This is a genomic window from Qipengyuania sp. NPDC077410 (genome assembly GCF_044543405.1).
Classification (GTDB): domain Bacteria; phylum Pseudomonadota; class Alphaproteobacteria; order Sphingomonadales; family Sphingomonadaceae; genus Qipengyuania; species Qipengyuania pacifica.
In genome coordinates this window covers 13,589-34,043 of sequence record NZ_JBITWB010000008.1, presented here as the reverse complement: position 1 = coordinate 34,043, position 20,455 = coordinate 13,589, and the positions used below count along the sequence as shown (strand labels likewise).

11 protein-coding genes and 2 pseudogenes are annotated in these 20,455 nt (G+C 61.0%); 10 read left to right on the top strand and 3 right to left on the bottom strand.

Going from position 1 to position 20,455, the window contains the following annotated elements:
* Window positions 1–162, top strand: a pseudogene (locus ACIGGE_RS17905) (glucose/galactose MFS transporter); the annotation flags it as partial.
* Between the two features lie 91 nt (window positions 163–253).
* Window positions 254–988 carry a 3'(2'),5'-bisphosphate nucleotidase CysQ gene (locus tag ACIGGE_RS17900; protein ID WP_397491363.1) on the top strand — a complete coding sequence of 245 codons (735 nt, stop codon included), beginning with the start codon at window positions 254–256 and terminating at the stop codon, window positions 986–988.
* Here ACIGGE_RS17900 and ACIGGE_RS17895 read toward each other — a convergent pair.
* Entirely contained in the window at window positions 985–1,878 is an 894-nt protein-coding gene (locus ACIGGE_RS17895; protein ID WP_196847818.1) for a CoA ester lyase, read from the bottom strand. The genes ACIGGE_RS17900 and ACIGGE_RS17895 overlap by 4 nt on opposite strands.
* 345 nt (window positions 1,879–2,223) lie before the next feature.
* Between ACIGGE_RS17895 and ACIGGE_RS17890 the strand changes: the two genes are divergently transcribed.
* Window positions 2,224–3,435: an acyl-CoA dehydrogenase family protein gene (locus ACIGGE_RS17890; RefSeq protein ID WP_397491362.1), complete on the top strand. Its 1,212-nt coding sequence runs from the start codon at window positions 2,224–2,226 to the stop codon at window positions 3,433–3,435.
* A gap of 18 nt (window positions 3,436–3,453) precedes the next feature.
* A complete protein-coding gene (locus ACIGGE_RS17885) occupies window positions 3,454–4,524 on the top strand; it encodes an acyl-CoA dehydrogenase family protein (RefSeq protein ID WP_397491361.1) in 1,071 nt (356 codons plus the stop codon).
* A 108-nt stretch (window positions 4,525–4,632) separates the two neighbouring features.
* Here ACIGGE_RS17885 and ACIGGE_RS17880 read toward each other — a convergent pair whose 3' ends face one another.
* Window positions 4,633–5,859, bottom strand: coding sequence for a TetR/AcrR family transcriptional regulator (locus tag ACIGGE_RS17880; RefSeq protein WP_397491360.1), 1,227 nt, complete (start codon window positions 5,857–5,859; stop codon window positions 4,633–4,635).
* A gap of 348 nt (window positions 5,860–6,207) precedes the next feature.
* Between ACIGGE_RS17880 and ACIGGE_RS17875 the strand changes: the two genes are divergently transcribed.
* From ACIGGE_RS17875 to ACIGGE_RS17865, 3 genes and pseudogenes are all read left to right on the top strand, one after another.
* On the top strand, window positions 6,208–7,458 hold the full coding sequence (locus tag ACIGGE_RS17875; RefSeq protein WP_397491359.1) for a serine hydrolase domain-containing protein: 1,251 nt from the start codon (window positions 6,208–6,210) through the stop codon (window positions 7,456–7,458).
* The gene (locus ACIGGE_RS17870; RefSeq protein ID WP_397491358.1) at window positions 7,455–9,491 is read left to right on the top strand and encodes a 3-hydroxyacyl-CoA dehydrogenase NAD-binding domain-containing protein; all 2,037 of its coding nucleotides are present in this window, start codon (window positions 7,455–7,457) and stop codon (window positions 9,489–9,491) included. Before ACIGGE_RS17875 ends, ACIGGE_RS17870 begins: the two co-directional genes overlap by 4 nt.
* A gap of 160 nt (window positions 9,492–9,651) precedes the next feature.
* A pseudogene (locus ACIGGE_RS17865) lies at window positions 9,652–12,399 on the top strand (TonB-dependent receptor).
* Between the two features lie 107 nt (window positions 12,400–12,506).
* On the opposite strand, the gene ACIGGE_RS17860 reads toward ACIGGE_RS17865, so the two are convergent.
* A complete protein-coding gene (locus ACIGGE_RS17860) occupies window positions 12,507–13,466 on the bottom strand; it encodes a YihY/virulence factor BrkB family protein (protein WP_397491357.1) in 960 nt (319 codons plus the stop codon).
* A 204-nt stretch (window positions 13,467–13,670) separates the two neighbouring features.
* On the opposite strand from ACIGGE_RS17860, the gene ACIGGE_RS17855 reads away from it, so the two are divergent.
* Genes ACIGGE_RS17855 through ACIGGE_RS17845 form a run of 3 tightly spaced genes read left to right on the top strand, consistent with a single transcriptional unit; the run spans window position 13,671 to window position 20,409 of the window.
* On the top strand, window positions 13,671–15,983 hold the full coding sequence (locus ACIGGE_RS17855; RefSeq protein ID WP_397491356.1) for an autotransporter assembly complex family protein: 2,313 nt from the start codon (window positions 13,671–13,673) through the stop codon (window positions 15,981–15,983).
* Window positions 15,983–20,212, top strand: coding sequence for a translocation/assembly module TamB domain-containing protein (locus ACIGGE_RS17850; RefSeq protein ID WP_397491355.1), 4,230 nt, complete (start codon window positions 15,983–15,985; stop codon window positions 20,210–20,212). The genes ACIGGE_RS17855 and ACIGGE_RS17850 overlap by 1 nt, the downstream gene beginning before the upstream one ends.
* Window positions 20,212–20,409: a hypothetical protein gene (locus tag ACIGGE_RS17845; protein WP_397491354.1), complete on the top strand. Its 198-nt coding sequence runs from the start codon at window positions 20,212–20,214 to the stop codon at window positions 20,407–20,409. Before ACIGGE_RS17850 ends, ACIGGE_RS17845 begins: the two co-directional genes overlap by 1 nt.
* Window positions 20,410–20,455 lie beyond the last annotated feature (46 nt).

The window sequence follows — 20,455 nt, the reverse complement described above, 5'->3', positions numbered from 1 at the left end:
ATCATCAATGTCGCGATCTTCGGCGGCGCGGTCGTCCCGCTGCTGTTCGGCGTCCTCGCCGATACCACCGGCAGCCTCCCCCTCGCCCTCACCCTTCCCGCCATCTGCTATGCCATCATCGCCAGCTTCGGCCTCTTCGCACGAAAACCCGCAACAGCGTGAACGCAAGGGGGCGCAACTCTTTGGGGTTCGCAAATCGACGTGGTTCTGCCATGCGTTCCCCGACATGCGGTGACGCGGGGGCGTTTACGAAATGACTGACGCAGAGTTGGCTGCCCATCTCGCAAAAATCGCGGGCAACATATTGATCGAAGTTCGCGATAGCGGAATGTTTACCGGCAAGGCGCTGGGCAAGGCTGGCGATCAGACCGCAAATCAGTTTCTCGTCAGTGCCCTTCGCGAACAGCGGCCCGACGACGGCCTCCTTTCCGAAGAAAGCAGGGACACTGACGAGCGCCTTTCCAAGGACAGGGTCTGGATCGTCGATCCGGTCGACGGCACACGGGAATATGGCGAAGCCCGAACCGATTGGGCAGTCCATGTCGCATTATGCGTAAACGGCAGGCCGGAGACAGGCGCAGTTGCATTACCGGGCCTTGGCATCGTTTTGCGCAGCGATGCTCCCATTGCACTACCCGCCCTTCCCCAAAGGCCCCGGATGGTGGTCAGCCGCACACGGCCGGCCGCTGAAGCGGTTGCGGTATCCGAAACAATCGGAGCGGAACTTATCGGCATGGGTAGCGCCGGTGCCAAGTCCATGGCCGTGGTTCGCGGCGAGGCGGAAATCTATCTCCACACAGGGGGCCAGTACGAATGGGACAGCGCGGCCCCCGCTGCTGTTGCACTGGCCCATGGCCTCCATGCGAGCCGCATCGATGGCAGCCCGCTCGCTTACAACAATGCCGATACCTATATGCCGGACCTGCTGATCTGCCGTACTGAATGGGCCGAACAGGTACTGGCCGAAGTCGCGAAGATTTCGACCTAATCTTCGACTTGTGCAAGCAGTTGGCGCGCGCGGGACAGATGCGGACGATCAAGCATCCCGCCTCTCCAGCCGATCGCTCCCGCGCCCGGATTGTCTTCGAAAAGGGCAACGATCTCGCGCGCCTCGGCGACCTCTTCCTCGCTCGGCGTGAAAGCTTCGTTGATGACCGGCACCTGGGCGGGATGAATTGCCAGCATGCCGCGATAGCCCTGACGTCGAACCTCGATCGCACGTTTGCGGAGACCCTCGAGATCGCGGAAATTGGTGTCGATCGTCTCGACTGGTACGACTTCAGCAGCCGCTGCCCCGAGCAGGCATAGGCTCCTGGCGAGTTTGTATGTGAACGCGAATTCGCCTTCGAAATCCTTATTGCTCTGCGCCCCGAGAGAATCGGCAAGGTCCTCCGCACCCCAGGTCATCCCCACCAGGCGCGGCGCCCCGGCATAATCGCCCGTGGTGAACATCGCTGCCGCCGTTTCGGTTACCAGCGCGATGACCGGGGTGGAGCCGGGTTCTATTCCGTTTTCCACTTCCAGCGCCGTCATTTGGCGGTCCAGTTCCTCGACATCAGCGCGGCCGCGCGATTTGGGGAGCATGATGCCGCCGGGCCGCGCGGGCATGACGATGGCCAGATCGTCGGCCGTCCACTCGCCGTCGAGCGGGTTGACGCGAACCCACAGGCGAGCGCGTTGCGCCTCATCCTTGCTGCGCAGAAGTTCCGCGATCGCATTGCGGGCATCGGCCTTGCCGCTTTCGACGACGGCGTCTTCGAGATCCAGGATGACGATGTCGGCCTCGCCGTCGGCGGCCTTGTTCATCTTCTTGTCGCTATCGCCGGGCGCGAAGAGCCAGCTGCGCATGCGGAGGGTGGGTAAGTTGATCATGTACATGCTTGAGGCGAAAGGAGGGGTCCGCGTCAAGGGTGAAGCGCCATGCCGTAACGTCCACATGGTTGCGCTTGCCCGCATTCGATTATGCGGTATGTTATCGCCTCATTGACTTGCGATTCCGGATGACAGGATGGTAAACGCTCGAATAGAAGCGATGTAGCTCTGGATCCATCAGGGAAGCTTGACTAGGGTCGAAAAACTTTTTGAATATAGGGTATCCAACTGGCAGCTGCTTTTAGGTTCACCCGCAAGACTATGAGTAGAGGCCACAAAGCATCCAGCAGAATGGATCGTGGCCGCGGGCCGAAGAGCCCGATAGAAGGACAGGAATTAGAGGAGAGGCCTATGGCAACACAGCTTGAACCCGACGCCCGCGCCGATGAGAATGCGTTTCGCACCGAAGTGCAGGAATTCATCGCCGCGAATTTTCCCGAGGAACTGAAGAACAGAAGCAACGCCCTTGCCGGCGTGGAAGGACCCAGCAAGGAAACTCCGGCGCAGAAGGCATGGCGCGAAGCCGTGGGCGAGCGCGGCTGGGGCACACCGACCTGGCCCAAGCAATATGGCGGCGGTGGACTGAACAAGGCCGAAGCACGCATCGTCGAGCAGGAATTTGCCAAAGCCGGCGCCTACAACCCGATCGGGGGCATGGGCGTGATGATGTTTGGCCCGACGCTTCTGGAATATGGCAGCGAAGAGCAGAAGCAGGAGCATATCCCGCCCATCTGCCGCGGCGAAATCCGCTGGTGCCAAGGCTATTCCGAACCCAACGCCGGGTCCGACCTTGCCAATCTGCAGACCTTTGCCGAGGACAAGGGCGACCACTATCTCGTCAACGGCCAGAAAACCTGGACCAGCGGCGGCCAGTGGGCCGACAAGTGCTTCGCCATCGTGCGGACCGACAAGAGCGACAAGCACAAGGGCATCAGCTTCATGCTGATCGACATGGACACACCGGGCGTGGAAGTGCGCCCGATCACCATGATCAGCGGGATGAGCCCGTTCTGCGAAACCTTCTTTACCGACGTCAAGGTGCCCAAGGAAAACCTGGTGGGCGAAGAAGGCCAGGGCTGGACCATCGGCAAACGCCTGCTCCAGCACGAACGGACCAATCTTTCGGGCGGTGGCAGCATGGCCCGGATGATGGGTGCCAGCCTGTCGAACATCGCCAAGAAATATTGCGAAACCAATGAGGACGGATCGCTGGCCGACCCGATCCTGCGGGACAAGATCGCGAATTTCGAAATCCGGTGGTCGAGCTTCCTGCTGACAGCGCGCCGCGCAGTCGATGAAAGCAAGGCGCAAGGCGGCGTTTCCGAGATCAGTTCCGTCCTCAAGAAGGTCGGCACGACGCTGGGGCAGGAACGCGCGGAGCTACTGATCGAGATCCGCGGCCTTCAGGGCTTGGGCTGGGAAGGCGACGAGTTTTCCGACAGCGAACTGGAATCCGTGCGCGGCTGGCTCTTCGGCAAGGCGACCACGATCTATGGCGGGTCGACCGAGATCCAGAACAACATCATCGCCAAGCGCGTGCTTGGCATGCTCGACCACCAGTAAGAGGGGAGCACACAGACAATGGCAGTTCTCAACGAAGAACAGGAAATGCTGCGCGATATGGCGCGCGACTGGGCAAAGAACGAAAGCCCCGTAGCCGAATTCCGCAAGGTGCGCGCCAGCCGCGAGCCGCAGGCCTATAATGCCGATGCCTATGCAACGATGGCGCAAATGGGTTGGGCCGGGGTCATCATTCCGGAAGAGCATGGCGGGTCCGACTTCGGCTTCCTGTCGGCCGGACTGGTTATCGAAGAGCTCGGCAAGACCCTGACCGCCAGCCCCCTGATCGCCACGACTATCGCTGCCAGCGCCATCATACTTGGCGGCAGCGACGAGCAGAAGGCAAAATGGCTGCCGAAGCTGGCCAGCGGCGAAGCCGTTGCAACCCTGGCGGTGGACGAAAGCGCCCGTCACGATCCTTCCGGTATTGAAACCAGCGTGTCCGGCGGAAAGATGACCGGCAAGAAAGCTTTCGTCCATGAAGCGCATGGCGCCGACCTGTTCGTGGTCGCAGCCAAGGACGGCCTCTATCTGGTCGAAAATGGCGACGGAGTTTCGCTGACCACTCGTAAGCTGACCGACCAGCGCAATCATGCCGATATCGCATTCGATGACGCAGCGGCGGAAAAGCTCGAAGGCGGCGGCGACAGCCTGCTGGAGGACGTACTCGATCGTGCACGCGTACTGACGGCTGCCGAAATGCTCGGCATGGCGCAGGCCGTGTTCGACACGACGCTCGACTATCTGAAGCAGCGGGTGCAGTTCAGCCAGGTTCTTGCGACCTTCCAGGCGCTGCAGCATCGCATGGCCGATCTGTTCGCCGACCTTGCGCAGATGCGTTCGGCCGTCGAAGGCGGCTTACAGGCGATCGACAGCGGGTTCGGTGTGGCGCAGGCCGCGACCGTCGCCAAGGCGGAAGCCAACCGTGTTCTGCATCTCATCAGCAATCAGGGCATCCAGTTGCACGGCGGCATCGGGATGACCGATGAATATGATGTCGGCTTCTACCTGAAGCGTGCCCGAGTGCTGGAATCGTCCTGGGGTTCATCGAGCTATCTCCGGGATCGCTTTGCCCGGTTGAGCAAGTACTGACGACAAAAGAGGCGCCCGCGATATTGCGCATATCGCGGGCGCCTCTTCCTTTAAGAACGGGCGATATCTTCGTTCGGCCTCGACGGGACACGGCGTACCGGCCGACCTTTACGCAGGCGCCGTGATCATCCCCTGCGCCATGACCGACAGATAGGTCTTCACCGCATCTTCGCTCTTATCGAAACGTGCCGCCCAATGCCGTGCATCATAGGCCGAGTTGACCGTGGACATCAGCACCTGCCCGGCCACGAGCGGATCTATTGCGCGGACCGAGCCATCCGCGACCCCATCGATAAGCATGCCCGCGAAGCGCCGTGCCAGCCGATTGGACCGCGTAACGACATCTTCCTTATGTTCGGCATCGAGCGCCTGAAGCGCCGTGGTGCGCAATAGCGGCGTACCATCGAAGAACTGCAGATCGATCAGTTCGGCAAGCACACTCGACAATCTGGTCCAGTAATCAGTCTCGATGTCGCGACCGGCGATCTGGACGGCCGACAGCCGGTCGTAGCTCTGCTGAAAGCAGGCGAGTACCAGATCGTCCTTCGCCTCGTGATGGTGATAGAAGCTGCCCTTGGTCACATTGAGGCTTTCGGCAATGCGACTGACCGACGCACCGCGATAGCCACGCTCGTTGATCGTCACCGTAGCGGCCCGCAGAAACGCTTCGTTCTGCCCGGCCTGTTCATCATCCGACGTGCGCCAATTGCCGACGAGTTGCTGGGGATCGACCAGTCCGCGCGTCGTTGGCAGACCGTAAGCGAGGATATCGAACAGGCGATCCTCGATCCGTGAAAAGTCGAGAACGGAATAGCGCAGCGACCAGACCGGCCACCACATCATCGCTTCGAGAAGGATGTGGGCGCGCGCTGAAAACAGCGCCCGTTCTTCCCGGTCAGTCCAATCGCCAAAGAACCGCCGCACAAGGTCCACAACCCGCAGGTAATGAGCCATCAGCGCGTCATAGGCCGCCCTGTCGAGCGTGCGGATTTCGGACAATGCAGTGGTCAGTCCCCGTTCGCCCGCGCGGATGCGTTTGCGAAGGGTGACATGGGCGGCGATGAAATGGCGCAGCCGAGCCGCCGGATCGTCCTGTTCCAGCGCCTCTGCCGCCATCCGCTCCATCAGGGTGAGCGTTTCGTCATAGACCGCGACGACGAGCTGTTCCTTGCGAGGGAAATAATAGGTCACGCTGGTCGCATTCAGCCCGATGGCCTGTGCAACATCCGCAAGTGTCGTTGCCTGCACGCCCGCATCATTGATCAGGATCGACGCCGCATTGACGATGGCTTCGCGTTTTTCCCCGAACTTGCGGGTGTTGGGTGCGCGGCTCATGAGACGAAGATGCGCATGGCGATGCCGAGCACCCTATTTCCCGGAAATGTCGGGATGCTGTTGCACCGGTGTTGCTTGCCATGGGAAAGTCGCAATCGGTGAGCGTTGCCGGTCCCTGTCCGCCAGCCAAAAGGCCACACGATCGCCATTGCGCGCGCAAGCTCGCTCATCCCAATCCCCTCTTGCTGTCGCCTCTGTCGGGCGACTCTCTCTCCAATGCACAAGCTACACCCGTCCAACCCCGACACGCAAGCCGTGTTCGAAGTTGAGGTATGAGGGTGGCAAGAACAGATGAATTCGCTATTCGTACAAAACCGAAGCATAGGTATGCGCGGAGAGGAGACAGGAATGTTCGAGCTGGCAGACGCCGGAACACTGGGATTCGATGACGAGCGACTGGCGCGAATCGCACCCTTCCTTGCCAGGACTTATCTCGACAGCGGGCGGTTGCCCAATGCCCAGCTGGTCATCGCGCGGGACGGACAGCCCGTACATTATACCAAGCTAGGTTCGATGGGAGACGACAAGCGCGAACTGCGCGATGACGCCCTGTTCCGTATCGCCAGCATGACCAAACCCGTCACATCGATCGCTTTCATGCAGCTGGTCGAGCAGTGCGAGGTTGCGCTGGAAGAACCGGTTGCGCGCATCTTCCCCGAACTTGCCGACCTGAAGGTCTATGCCGGCGGCGGCGGGGCGATCCCGTTTGCGCCCGGAAAGCCCGCCAGCGCGATGCGTTTCGTCGACCTGCTGACGCATATGTCCGGCCTCACATACGGACTGCAGAACCGCAACAATATCGATGCGGCCTATCGCGAGAACAATTTCGATTTCGCCCGGGATCACCTCGATAGCGATGCCTTTATCGAGAAGCTGTCCAAGCTGCCGCTGGAGTTCGCACCGGGGACCGGCTGGAATTATTCGGTTTCCACCGATGTGCTGGGCGTTGCCGTCGAACGGATCAGCGGAATGCGGCTTGGCGATTATTTCGAAAAGCACATCTTCGCACCGCTGGGGATGACAGACACGCATTTCGGCGTGGCCGAGGGACAAAGCGAGCGGCTGGTCGATGCCTATGCCTACCAGCCGGGCCATGCCCCCAAGATGATCAATGCCGGCGCGACCAGCAAACTGAACGAGCCGGGCGCCTTCGACAGCGGCGGTGGCGGGCTGATCGGGACGATTGCCGATTACCACCGGTTTTCGACCATGCTGCTGAATGGCGGAGAACTGGACGGCGCACGCATCGTCAGCCCGAAAACCATACGGTTGATGCGTACCAACCACTTGCCGAACAATGCCGACCTGACCGAAATGTCGAGCAGCCTGTTTTCCGAAGCCAACAATGCCGGAACCGGTTTCGGCCTTGGCTTTGCCATGGTGATCGACCCGTCGAAGACGCTAATGCCGTCCAGCGAAGGCGAATTCTATTGGGGCGGCGCCTATTCGACCGCCTTCTTCGTCGATCCGGTCGAACGGATCACCATGGTGTTCATGACGCAGGTTTACCCTTCGTCGACCTACCCGATCCGCCGTCAATTGAAGACGCTGATCTATTCCGCCCTAACCGACAGCTATGCCGATGGAGACCGTCCATGACTTCCCCTATTCGCACCGAACGCCACGATAACGTCCTTGTCGTTGTTTCCGACAATCCCCCGGTCAACGCACTCGGCCAGGCAGTGCGTGCCGGGCTGAAGGACGCGATCGCGGAAGCGCTGGCAGACGACGGTGTCGAGGCCGTCGTGATCCGCTGCGACGGTCAGACCTTCTTTGCCGGTGCCGATATCACCGAGTTCGGCAAGCCGCCGGTCGGCCCCAATCTGCCGGAAACGCTGGATGCGATGGAAGCGAGCGACAAGCCGGTCATCGCCGCCATCCATGGGACGGCGCTGGGCGGCGGCTGCGAGGTTGCGCTGGCCTGCCATTACCGCGTTGCCGTGCCTTCGGCAAAGCTCGGCCTGCCCGAAGTGAAGCTGGGACTGATTCCGGGCGCCGCTGGCACGCAGCGCCTGCCGCGCCTTGTCGGGGCGGAGGCCGCCCTCCCCCTGGTGGTCGGCGGAAATCCGATCCCTGCGAAGAAGGCCGAAGCAATCGGACTGCTCGACGCGCTGGTGGGCGAAGGCAGCCTTGAGGCAGACGCCATCGCCTTTGCCAAATCGAAGATCGGCCAGCCGGTCCCGCGCGCTTCGGAAGGCAAGGCCAATGAAGACGGTGTTCGCGATCCGGACCTGTTCGACCGTTTCCGCGCCTCGCAAGCACGCAAAATCCGCGGTTTCGATGCGCCCAATGCCGCGATCGAGGCGGTCAAGGCGGCAGGCGAACTGTCCTATGCCGACGGAGTGAAGAAGGAACGCGAACTGTTCGGCAAGCTGATGGGCGGCACGCAGAGCGCGGCCATGCGCCATTATTTCTTCGCCGAACGCGCCGCCAACAAGATCGACGATGTGCCCAAGGACACGCCGCTGATCCCGATCAGGAAGGTCGGCGTCATCGGCGCCGGCACGATGGGCGGCGGCATCACGATGAATTTCCTGTCGGCTGGCATTCCGGTGACGATCCTGGAAATGGCGGAAGATGCGCTCGATCGCGGCACGCGCACCATGCGCAAGAATTACGAGAACACCGCCAAGAAAGGCCGCATGACGATGGAGGCGGTCGATACCGCCATGGGCCTGCTCACTCCGACGCTGTCCTATGACGATCTGGCCGATTGCGATCTCGTGATCGAAGCCGTCTACGAGAATATGGACGTGAAGAAGAAGGTCTTCGCCAAGCTCGACGACGTGGTGAAGGATGGCGCGATCCTTGCCTCCAACACCAGCTATCTCGACATCGACGAAATCGCCACGGCCACCAAGCGGCCCGGCTATGTCGTCGGCCTGCACTTCTTCTCGCCCGCCAATGTCATGAAGCTGCTGGAAGTCGTGCGCGGCAAGGAAACGCGCGACGATGTGCTCGCGACGGTGATGAAGCTGTCCAAGAAGATCGGGAAAGTGGCCGCAGTGTCCGGCGTCTGCCCCGGCTTTATCGGCAATCGCATGCTTTCCAAGCGCCAGGAACAGGCCAATGCGCTGATCATGGAAGGCGCGAATTACTGGGACGTCGACGACGTTCTGCTGGAATTCGGCTTTCCGATGGGGCCGTTCCAGATGGGCGATCTGGCCGGGATCGATATCGGCTGGCACCGCGATCCGAGCAAGGTGACCACCGTGCGCGAAGCATTATGTGCGGCTGGTCGCTTCGGGCAGAAGGCTGGCAAGGGCTTCTACGACTATGACGAAGCGCGCAACCGCACGCCGTCGGACGAAGTGAAGCAGATCATTGCCGATTTCGCTGCCAAGGAGGGCAAGGAACAGCGTGAGATTTCAAAGGACGAAATCCGCGAGCGGCTCCTCTATCCCATGGTCAACGAAGGCGCGAAGATCCTCGAAGAAGGCATGGCTCAGCGCGCCAGCGACATCGATGTGGTGTGGATCAACGGCTATGGCTGGCCGCTCTATACGGGCGGACCGATGTTCTGGGCGAAGACCATCGGTTTCGATACGGTGGTCGAGGGGCTGGACAGACACGGCCTCCCGGTCAGCGAGCATCTGCGCAAAACGGCCGCGGACGGTGGATCGCTCGATTGAGGCTGCTTTAGTGCGGCAATTTCGAAACAGCGGTACGCAATTCGACGAACAATCCGGCACGTTGGACCGTTGCACCTTGACATAAATGAGCATTTTCCCTTGAGATTCGAGGCAAGGGTATGCGCCGGATAAGGCGCGCCCGCACGGAGAGGAGAAACCGATGAAAAGATTCAATCTACGCCACCAATGCGCCCTCGGAGCACTGGCGGGGGCGATGGCCTTTGCGCCATCCGCTGCTTCGGCCCAGGACACGGCGACCACGGAACAGGATACCGATCTTGTCGCCGCGGCGGATGTCGATGACGGTAATGTCATCATCGTTCGCGCGCAGGGACGTGACCAGACCCTGTCGGATGTGCCGGTGGCCGTTTCGGCCGTGACCGCGGAAACGCTGCAGAAATCCGGTGTCGCCGATATTCGCGACATGAACCAGGTTGCGCCGTCGCTGCTCATTTCTTCGACCGGTAACGAATCCAACGGCTCTGCCCGTATCCGCGGCATCGGCACGGTTGGCGACAACCCGGGCCTCGAAAGCTCCGTCGCGGTGTTCATCGACGGTGTCTATCGCTCACGCTCGGGTAATGCCCTCTCCGAACTCGGACCACTCGATCGCGTTGAAATCCTGCGCGGGCCTCAGGGCACGCTCGGCGGCCGCAACTCGTCGGCCGGTTTGATCAATATCTATACCGCCCCACCCGAGATGGACGGTTTTTCGGGTTATGGCGCTTTCACCTACGGCAATTACGATGCCATTCGTGTCGAAGGCGGCATCAACGCGCCCTTAGGCGAAACGGTGGCTGCGCGTGTCGACGGTGTCTATTTCCAGCGCGACGGGTTCTATAACGATGTCGTCAACGACACGAGAGTGAACGATCGCGATCGCTACCTCATTCGCGGACAGTTGCTGTTCGAGCCGACGTCGGATCTCAGCATCAGGCTCGTCGGTGATTACTCGAAGAAGGACGAGGCGTGCTGCGCCGCTACCTTTGTGTAGCCAAGCTTCGCTCCGCTCGCACGACTGTCGGACGATCTGCCTCCGACATCAGCCGATGCAAAGTTCGACTATCCCGGATCACTGACGCCTGCACTGACCAGTACGGCCAATCCGATCATCCCGGTGTTGTTGGCACTCGGCCAGGACCCGCGGGCGCTCAACCAGTCGACGTTCAACCGCGACATCTACGTGACCCCGGGACGCAGCTATCAGGGTGAAACCGAGGATTACGGTATCTCCGGCGAAGTCAATTGGGACTTCGGCAACGTTACGATGACGTCGATCACCGGCTATCGCGACTATTCCAACTTCCAGGGTTCGGACACGGACTATACCCAGGTCGATATCCTGTATCGCGCTCCGGGGCCGAATGCCGGTGCGCGCGAGTTCAAGACATTCACGCAAGAGCTCCGGTTCAACGGTTCGCTGCTCGATGACCGCATCGACTGGCTGGTCGGCGGCTTCTACGCCAATGAAAAGCTCGAGACCCGCGACAATCTGAGGTTCGGCACACAATATGGAGCATTCGCTCCGTGCCGCGTCGTCAATGCTATCAATCCGGCTCTTGCCTCACCGCTAAGCTCCGGGTGCCTCAGTGCCGGCGGTCGCGCAGCGCTGGCCGGTGCTTTCGGTCCGGCAACCCCGCTGATCTTTGCGGGCTTGGACAATCTGGCCCAGATCAACGATCTTGGTGGCACGGGCGATGTGTATAATCAGAAGAGCGAAAACTTTGCGCTCTTCACTCACAATATTGTCCACATTACCGACAAGCTCGATCTGACGTTGGGTCTTCGTTACACAAATGAAACGAAGGACTTCAACGCATCGTTCGGCAACGACAACGTCATCTGCCCGCAGAACCGCGCCCTTCTGGGTTCCCTGCTTGGGGTCCCGAGTTTGGCTGGCTTGGCAGGCGGTATCATCTCACTGTCGTGTCAGGGCAATTCGACTTCGGAACTGGACGGCGTATCGCTCGCCGATACTCGCGACGAAGATCAATTCACCGGCACGGCGATCCTGAGCTACAAGGCCACTCCGGACCTGTTGTTCTACGGTTCTTACTCGCGCGGTTACAAGGCTGGCGGCTTCAATCTCGACCGCTCGGCGCTGACGACCCCGGTAGCGTTCAATGTGAACACGCTGGATCCGACGAACTTGCAGTTCGAGGAAGAAACCGTAGATGCCTTCGAAATCGGTGCGAAGTATCAGACCCGCCAGTTCGGCGTCAGCGTCGCCGCGTTCCGTCAGGAATTCACGAACTTCCAGTTGAACACGTTCAACGGTTCCGTCTTCCTCGTGCAGAACATCAACGCCTGTAAGGACGATCTGGGCGGAGCAGATCGTGACAACAGCGCGGCGACTGGCGCATGTGCCAGCGATCGGACCAAGCCCGGCGTGGTCGCCAAGGGTGTGGAGATCGAAGCGAACCTGTCTCCGGTCCGCGACCTCACCGCAACAGTTGGCCTCACTTACGCTGATACCAGCTTTGCCAACAATCTGATCGGCAACGAGGACGGAACGCCGCTCGATCCGGCGCTGCGCCTGCTTCCGGGCGACAATATGTCCAATGCTCCCGAAGTCGTGGCGACGTCGTCACTCAGCTGGACCCCGCCCATCGGTGATAGCGGCATGCGCGGCCTCTTCTTCGTGAATGCCCGTATGACCAGCGATTACAACACCGGGTCGGACCTGCTGTACGGCAAGGAGCAGGATGGCTTCGTTGTGGTCAATGGACGCATCGGCGTGACCAATATCGGCGGTAGCTTCTCGGTCGAAGGTTGGGTGCAGAACCTGTTCGACACCGATTACACGCAGGTCGCCTTCAATACGCCATTTGTTGCGGAACAGCAGACCTACTCGGCCTTCCTGGCCGAACCGCGGACCTACGGTGTCACCGTCCGCGCCGAATTCTAACTGGCATAAAATCTGACAAGGAAGGGCCCGGCATCTCACAATGCCGGGCCCTTCTTTGTTTAACGCATGATCCTAACCCGCCATGCTCGATTGCGATACGAAGCTTGCTAGGCTGACGACTTCACAAGTGACTTCAGTCGGCCCCGCTGGAGATGCCTGTTTACGGCTCTTCGCTCGGCCTTTTCCATCCACTGCGCGATTGTGAGATCGCCCTCTGCCACGTCTGCGAGAACCGCACCGCGGCTGCCGGCAGGCTTCGGCGTTCCTATCGTGCTGTCGACTGCCGTCTGTCGTTCGATTTCTGCATTCAGCAAGGCTCCCGCGAGGACCCCGTAGGCCGATAGAAACAGCCACATCAGGAACACAACGATGGCAGATAGCGACCCATACGTCGCGTTGTAGTCGCTTACATAGGCCACGTAGAACGAAAAGCCGAACGAGACGGCTATCCAAAGCACCGTGGCAAGCATCGCACCGGGAGCAAGCCAACGCCACTGGGCAGGTTTGCGGTCCGGCCCGTACCGCATGATCAGAGCGAACCCTACACTTCCGAGGAGTATCGAGGCGATCCAGGTCACGCATTTGATCGCGAATTCGGCGGCCGGGCCGAAAAGTCCGCCCGCCTGCGTTTGCAGCCACGCGAACATCCCGCTGCTGATCAACCCGGTCAACGCCACCAGGATTGCTGCCAGTGTCAGAGCGGCAGCGCGAAGGGTCCGCGAAATGAAACCACGGGTTTCGTGTTCCTCGTTGATGATGTTGAGCGCGCCGATAAGCCCGTTGGCAGCACGCATTCCGCCGTAGATCGCAAATATCAGAGCAATCGCAAGGGCAAACCCCGTGACGCCTGCATTTGCGGTCACGACGCCCATGAGCTGATCTTCGATGACCGTAGCAACTTCGCTCGGCACCACTTCGATGATCGTCTGCATCTGGGCATGTACCGTATCGACATTGCCGACCAGGCCATAAACCATGACGGTCGCAGCTATCAGCGGAGTAAGCGCAAGGAAGGTGAAAAATGCCACACCTGCCCCCAAAAGCGACAGATTGTGGAATCCCCACATCGTCCACACCCGCCTAAGAATCTGTTTCCAAGCGGCTTTCGGCATCTGCAAAGGGCTTTTAGCGGTTGCACCGGGCGCGTCTTTGGAGGATGACTCCATGTCGAGGGTGGGATTTTCGACCTCATCGGGAGCGTGTTGACCGCCTGGCGTTGATCCGATTCTTCCTTCGCTTTGCACGTTGGGTCGCTTTCTATGGTTGTCGATATGCCCTTTGCTGTTGAAACACCGCCGCGGGGCAAACGTGCCCCCGCGCGTCGCAGTGCATCATCGGCTCTGGCCTTGGCGATGGCGCTGGTTGCGGTTCCGGCAGTGGCGCAAAGCACCGATGCCACGGTCGGCCAGACAAGCGCACTCGACGTTCCGGCCCCGCCCGCTGATGCGAACCTACCGCAAGTCGAGCCGGTCATCAGCGACGAGGAGTTCGACGAAACCGTCCCCGAACTCGACCCTTCGAACGATCCCGCCCTGGACGCGCCGTTGGAATCGATCGAAGACTTCGAACGGAGGGTTGCCCAGGAACAGGCTGGCGCTGCTCCCGCCGAGGGTCAGGACGTCCCGCTTGGCGACCCAACCCTCGCCGATGGGGATGCAGTGGAAGAAATCGGCGATGCGCCCATTCGCGATGCCGAACTTGCCGCCCCCCTTCCCCCGCTGGATCAATTCAATGTGGAGCCTGTCGAGTTTGCACAGGACGCAACCGATACCGAAACCACGGAGATCGCCTATTCCGTCCGCGTCAACGGCCTCGACGCTGCAGACGAAGAGGCGGCCACCAGCCTGCGCGACCAGTTCGATAGCCTTTCCGCGCTGGAAGACGGGGATGGCAAAGCGGCGAATGTCGCACAGATCACCGCCCGGCTGACGGAAGACAGCGCTTTGATGCAGCGCATCCTTGCCTCGGAAGGCTGGTACGAGGCGCGCGCAGCCACACAAATCGATCGGACCGGCGAAGGCGATGGACTGTCGCTTACTGCAGTGATCGATGTCCTACCCGGACCGCGATATTCCTTTTCCGACATCGTCATCGACGCTGATCCGACCGAGCCCCCGGACCTGATCCGCAAAAATCTGGTTCTCAAGACTGGCGATCCGATCGTCGCGGCGCGGGTTCAGGGCGCGGAGGCGAATGTCGCCGTTGCCCTGCCGGAAAACGGCTATCCCTTCGCGGAAATCGGCCAGCGCGACATTCTTCTGGACCAAGAGACGGGCGACGGTGTGTATACACTGCCCGTTACAACCGGCCCGCGGTCGCGCTTCGGAGAAATCCAGACCACTGGCGACCTGGCGTTCGATGCAGAGCATGTCGGCGTGCTGGCCCGGTTCGAGCAGGGCGAACTCTACGACAGCCGCATGGTCGACGATCTGCGGCAGGCGCTGGTCGCGACAGGACTGTTCAACACCGTATCCGTACTGCCCCAGCAAACTGGCGAACCGGCCGGCGAAGGCACCGAATACGCGACCATTCTCGTGGAGCAGGAAGCTGGCCCACCGCGAACTCTGGCGGGAAGTGCAGGATTCGGCACCGGTCAAGGCTTCCGCGTCGAGGGCAGCTGGACCCATCGGAACCTTTTCCCGCCCGAGGGTGCCCTGATCGGTCGCGGTGTGGTTGGCACGCAGGAACAGGGCGCCGGGGTAACCTTCCGTCGGTCCAACGCCGGACAGAGAGATCGCACATTCCAGGCGACGGCCGAAGCCCTGCACAGCAATTACGATGCGTATGAAGCCTTCACCGGGCGGCTTTCGGCACTGATCAGTTACGATTCGACCAATATCTGGCAGAAGCCCTTCACCTATGCCTACGGCGTCCAGCTGATCGGTACGAACGAGCAGGATTACGATTTTGCCCTTCAGGACCTGTCGCGGCGAACCTTCTTTATCGGCGGGTTGATAGGCCAGGCCGGGATCGATCGGACCAACAGCCTGCTCGACGCCACCGAAGGCTTCAAGATCACGGCAATCATCGAACCGGAAGGTTCGTTGCAGGACGGTTTCACACCTTATGTCCGCGCACGTCTGGATGGTTCGGCCTATTTCTCGCCGACCGACGCGATCACCCTTGCCGGACGCGTCCGTGTGGGCACAATCCAAGGTATCGAGCGATTTGATCTGGCGCCGTCGCGGCGTTTTTATGCCGGTGGCGGCGGTTCCGTGCGCGGCTTCGGCTATCAGCAGCTCGGACCGCGCGTGGTGCTCGACAATCCCGATTTCGATCCAGACGATCCGGACGAATCCGCCGATCCCTTCATCTACCGCCCCCTGGGGGGACGCAGCCTCAACGAGGCCGCAGCCGAAGTGCGCTATCGCTTCGGCAATTTCGGAGTGGTGGGATTCGTCGATGCTGGCCAGGTATACGAAGACACGCTGCCTGATTTCAGTGACCTGCGGTTCGGGGCAGGGATCGGCGGGCGCTATTATACCAATTTCGGACCGTTGCGGATCGATCTCGCCATGCCGCTCGACAGGCGCCCGGGCGAGAGCAAATTCGCCGTTTACGTATCGATCGGACAGGCATTCTGATGGCCGAGGAAACGGAAACCATGGCTGAGGAAACGGAAACCGTCCGCCACCATGACAACCGTGCTCGCCAGGTGGCGAAATGGGCCGGTATCGTCATCGGCGGCCTCGTCCTCCTGGTGGCAGCCTTGCTGCTTGGTCTCAACACGGGGCCAGGCAAGCGCTTCGTCGCCGATCAGATTGCCGCTCTCGAATTCGAGAACGGCATGGAGATCGGCGTCGGCCGTATCGAGGGATCGCTGTATGGCGAGATGATCCTGCACGACGTGTCACTGTCCGATCCGAAGGGCGTCTTCCTGACATCGCCCGAACTACGAATGGATTGGCGCCCATTCGCCTTCATCGGCAGCCATATCGACATCCGCTCGCTCACATCGCGGCTAATTACCCTGCAGCGCCTGCCGGAATTTGCCGAGACGCCCCCATCGGACGCCCCTTTGCTGCCCGATTACGATATCGATATTGGCGAATTGCGAATCGACCGCTTTGTGGCCGAGGCGCCGGTCAGCGGTGAACCCCGCGTCGCTTCGCTCGCGGGCAAGGCGCACATAGCCAATGGTCGGGCGCAGGCGACGTTCGATGCCGCAACCATTTCAGGCAGAAACCGGGCAGGCGGTGATCGCGTTGCGCTGGTTGTCGACGCCGTTCCCGAAGACAACAAGCTCGATCTGAAACTCGACCTCGACGCCCCGGGCAACGGGGTGATCGCCGCGATGGCCGGCCTTACCGAGCCGCTTCGGGTCCAGCTTGACGGCACCGGCAACTGGGACGCCTGGAACGGGCGCCTCAACGCCAATCTCGCCAATAGTGAGCTCGCGCGTTTGCAGATCAGTGCCCGCGACGGCACCTTTGCTGTGCGAGGCCCGACCCGCATCGCGCGCATGTTCGAGGGACCGACCGCAGCCCTGCTCGGTCCGGTGATGAATATTCAGATGTCTGCCGCCCTGGATGAGCGCCGGGTGACGCTCGACGGCAATCTGAACAGCGACGCATTTCGCCTGAACACGAACGGCCTCGTCGATCTGTCGGACAACAGCTTCGACAATCTGGCGCTGTCCTTCGTGCTGCTAAAACCTTCGGCAATGGCCGAGAACCTTCGTGGCAGTGGCCTGCGCGCCTTGCTGACACTCAATGGCGAATTCGCCACGCCGCGTGTCGAATATGCAATCAATGCCAACCGCCTGTCGATGAATGACATGGGGCTCGAAAACCTGCGCGCCAGCGGGGAAGCGACAGTCGATGCAGAGCGGATCATGATCCCGGTCGATGCCAGCGCGTCCCGCATCGTCGGGTTGGACACGGTGGCTGGCGGAACCCTGCGCAATGTCCGTCTGGCCGGGGATTTCGCCATCGACGGCACCCGCATCCTGTCGGACAATATGCGCATCCGCTCGGACCGGATCGATGCGGGCGTGATCCTGCTCGCGGATACGTCGACCGGGCTCTACACCGGTGCCATCGACGGCAAGATCGACAATTACCGCGTGGAAAGCGTCGGGATATTCAACATCGAAACCGATGTCGATCTTGAATCGCAGGACGGCGGCTTCGCAATGGCCGGCCGCGTTCGCGCGCGATCAACGAGCCTGTTTAACGAGGGCGTGCGCGACTTTCTCGGCGGCAATGCGGTCGCGGCAAGCGACGTTCGCTATGGGCCGGACGGAATAATCCGATTTTCGAACCTGTCTCTGCGTGCCCCAGCCGCGCGCATCACTGGGGGCAGCGGTTTCTACGCGCCCGATGGAAGACTGGCCCTGAACGCGGATGGGGTCACCGATGCCTATGGCCGTATCGGAGTGAGAGTGGCTGGCACACTCAGCGATCCCGACGCGGTTGTTACGGCAGAGCGACCCGATCTGGGCATCGGTCTGGCAAATTTACGTGCGAATATCACAGGGGCTCCCAATGGGTATCGCCTCGCCGCCACCGGCGATACCGATTACGGCCCGCTTACCGCGGATGTGGTGCTCGGAATGGGCGATCAGCTTACGCTCGAAATCAACAACGCCGATCTGGCGGGCATTGCCTTCGCCGGGTCGCTGAGACAAACTCCGGCTGGACCGTTTGCAGGCCGTCTCGACGCCAATGGTCGAGGCGTTGCCGGTGTCGTCCGGCTTGATGCAGCCGGCGAATACCAGCAGGCACTCGTAAACCTTCGTGCTCAGAATACCGTGCTTCCCGGCCCCGCGAATTTGGCGATCGGATCGGCAATCATCGATGCACGGATCGTTCTTTACGACCAGCCCTATGTCGTTGCCGATGCCCAACTTTCCCAGACCACGTTCGGGAGCCTCAACCTTGCCGCGGCACGAGCGAAGATCGACTATCGCGATGGCAACGGGACTGCGCGCATCCTGGCGGAAGGGGTTAGCGGCGTTCCGTTCCGCGTCGCCGCGAATGCCGAGCTGAAGCCAGACCTCTGGCGCGCCGCACTTAAAGGACGAGTACGCGGTGTCGAATTCGCCACAGTCGGCCCGGCGCGCATCGTCCCGGGTGAAAACAACTATGAACTGCTGCCCACGCGGATCGATTTCGGTCGCGGAAACATTCGATTGGCCGGCACTTACGGCGAAGGGATGAAGATACAGAGCCGCCTGGATTCGCTCGATCTCTCAATCGTCGAAGCGTTCGTACCCGGTCTTGGCATCAACGGCAGTGCGACCGGCAGTCTGGATTTCGACCAGCCGAATGCTTCTGCATTCCCCCGCGCCGATGCCCGGCTACAGATTGCGAATTTCAGCCGCACGACGGCGGTTTCGGTGAGCCAGCCGCTCGATATCAATTTCGTGGGCAAGCTGCTTCCAGATGGCGGTGAAGCGCGCGCGGTCATGCGTCGTCGTGGCAGCGTCATCGGTCGCCTGAATGCATCCCTGAGGCCGCTGCCCCCCGGCTCGGGTAGCTGGACAACCCGGCTTCTCGCAGCTCCGCTGGATGGCGGCATCCGTTACAACGGGCCAGCGGATACGCTGTTCTCGTTCGCCGGCCAGCCCGATCAGCGCCTGTCCGGGCCAATCGGCGTGGCGGCAGATTTCTCCGGCCGGGTACAAAGCCCGCAGCTGTCGGGGATCGTGCGCGCGAACAGTCTTACTTACGAGAACCAGACCTATGGGACGAGATTGTCGAACATGGCAATCGAAGGCCAATTCACTGGTGATCGTTTCGCCATTCAGCGTCTGACGGCGACGGCCGGTGACGGATCGGTAAGTGCGCAGGGTTTTATCAGCCTTGCCGAGGCGAGCGGTTATCCGATGGACGTCGACGTCACGCTGAACAACGCTCGGTTGGCTCGAAGCGACGCCCTTGCTGCCACCGCCACAGGCAATCTGCGCCTGGCAAAGGCGGCGGGCGAAACCGCCCTGCTCTCCGGCGAAATCACGCTGCCAGAAACACGCTACCAGATCATCCGTCAGGGTTCGGCCGAAGTGCCCGAACTGACCGGCGTGCGATTCAAGCCACCGCGCGGCCCTAAGCGGATAACCGGTGAGGAGCCTGCCCAGCCACAGCCAGGGCTCTTCGACCAGCTGAGGCTCGATATCGCGTTGCGTGCTCCCGAGCAGCTCTATGTGTCTGGCATGGGTCTCGAATCCGAGTGGAGTGCCGACATGCGGCTCGGTGGAACCAGCACGGCACCCCGCGTTTCGGGCGAGGTCGAGCTCGTGCGGGGAACGCTTGGGTTTGCCGGCCGGTCGTTCGAATTGAGCGAAGGTCGAGTAGACTTTACCGGTGGGACGTCCATCGATCCTGTAATTCAGCTCACGGCGACTGACGACATCGAGGACGTCGTCGTCAACGTCAATGTGTCGGGCCGTGCTTACGACCCGCAGATCGCCTTCTCGAGCGTTCCGGGATTACCGCAAGACGAAATCGTGTCCCGCATTCTGTTCGGTAGTTCGATCGGTAATCTTTCGACCATACAGGCAGTGCAATTGGCAGCCTCGCTCAATTCGCTGCGCGGGAGTGGCGGCGGCCTCAATCCCCTTGGGAAGCTGCGCTCGGCAACTGGCGTAGACCGGCTCCGCATTCTTGGGCCCGACGACACCAACGGCCGCGGGACGGCGCTCGCCGCAGGTCAGTATCTGACCGACGACATCTATGTGGAATTCATCACCGATGCGCGGGGGTTCACCGCGACACAGCTTGAAGTGAGCCTAACCCCGTTTCTGTCGATCCTCAGCCAAGCCGGGGGGTCAGGGGCTACCAATGTGAACGTGCGTTATCGGAAGAATTACTGATGCGACGGCTTGCAATTCTGCTGCCGCTCGTACTGTCAGCTTGCGAACGGGAGAAGTCGTTCGATGAGCGGTACGAAATCGCCCAAGACGAGATAGAAAGCAAAGCAAAGGAACTGGATCGGGAGCTCACCCCTTCCCCAAGCCCCAACCCCGTCACGACAAAACAGCCCGTGTCCGTAAAGGAGCGCGAAAATTGACTAGCTCGTGGCGACCAGCCGCAGCGACGAAGAACCGCGCCCATCG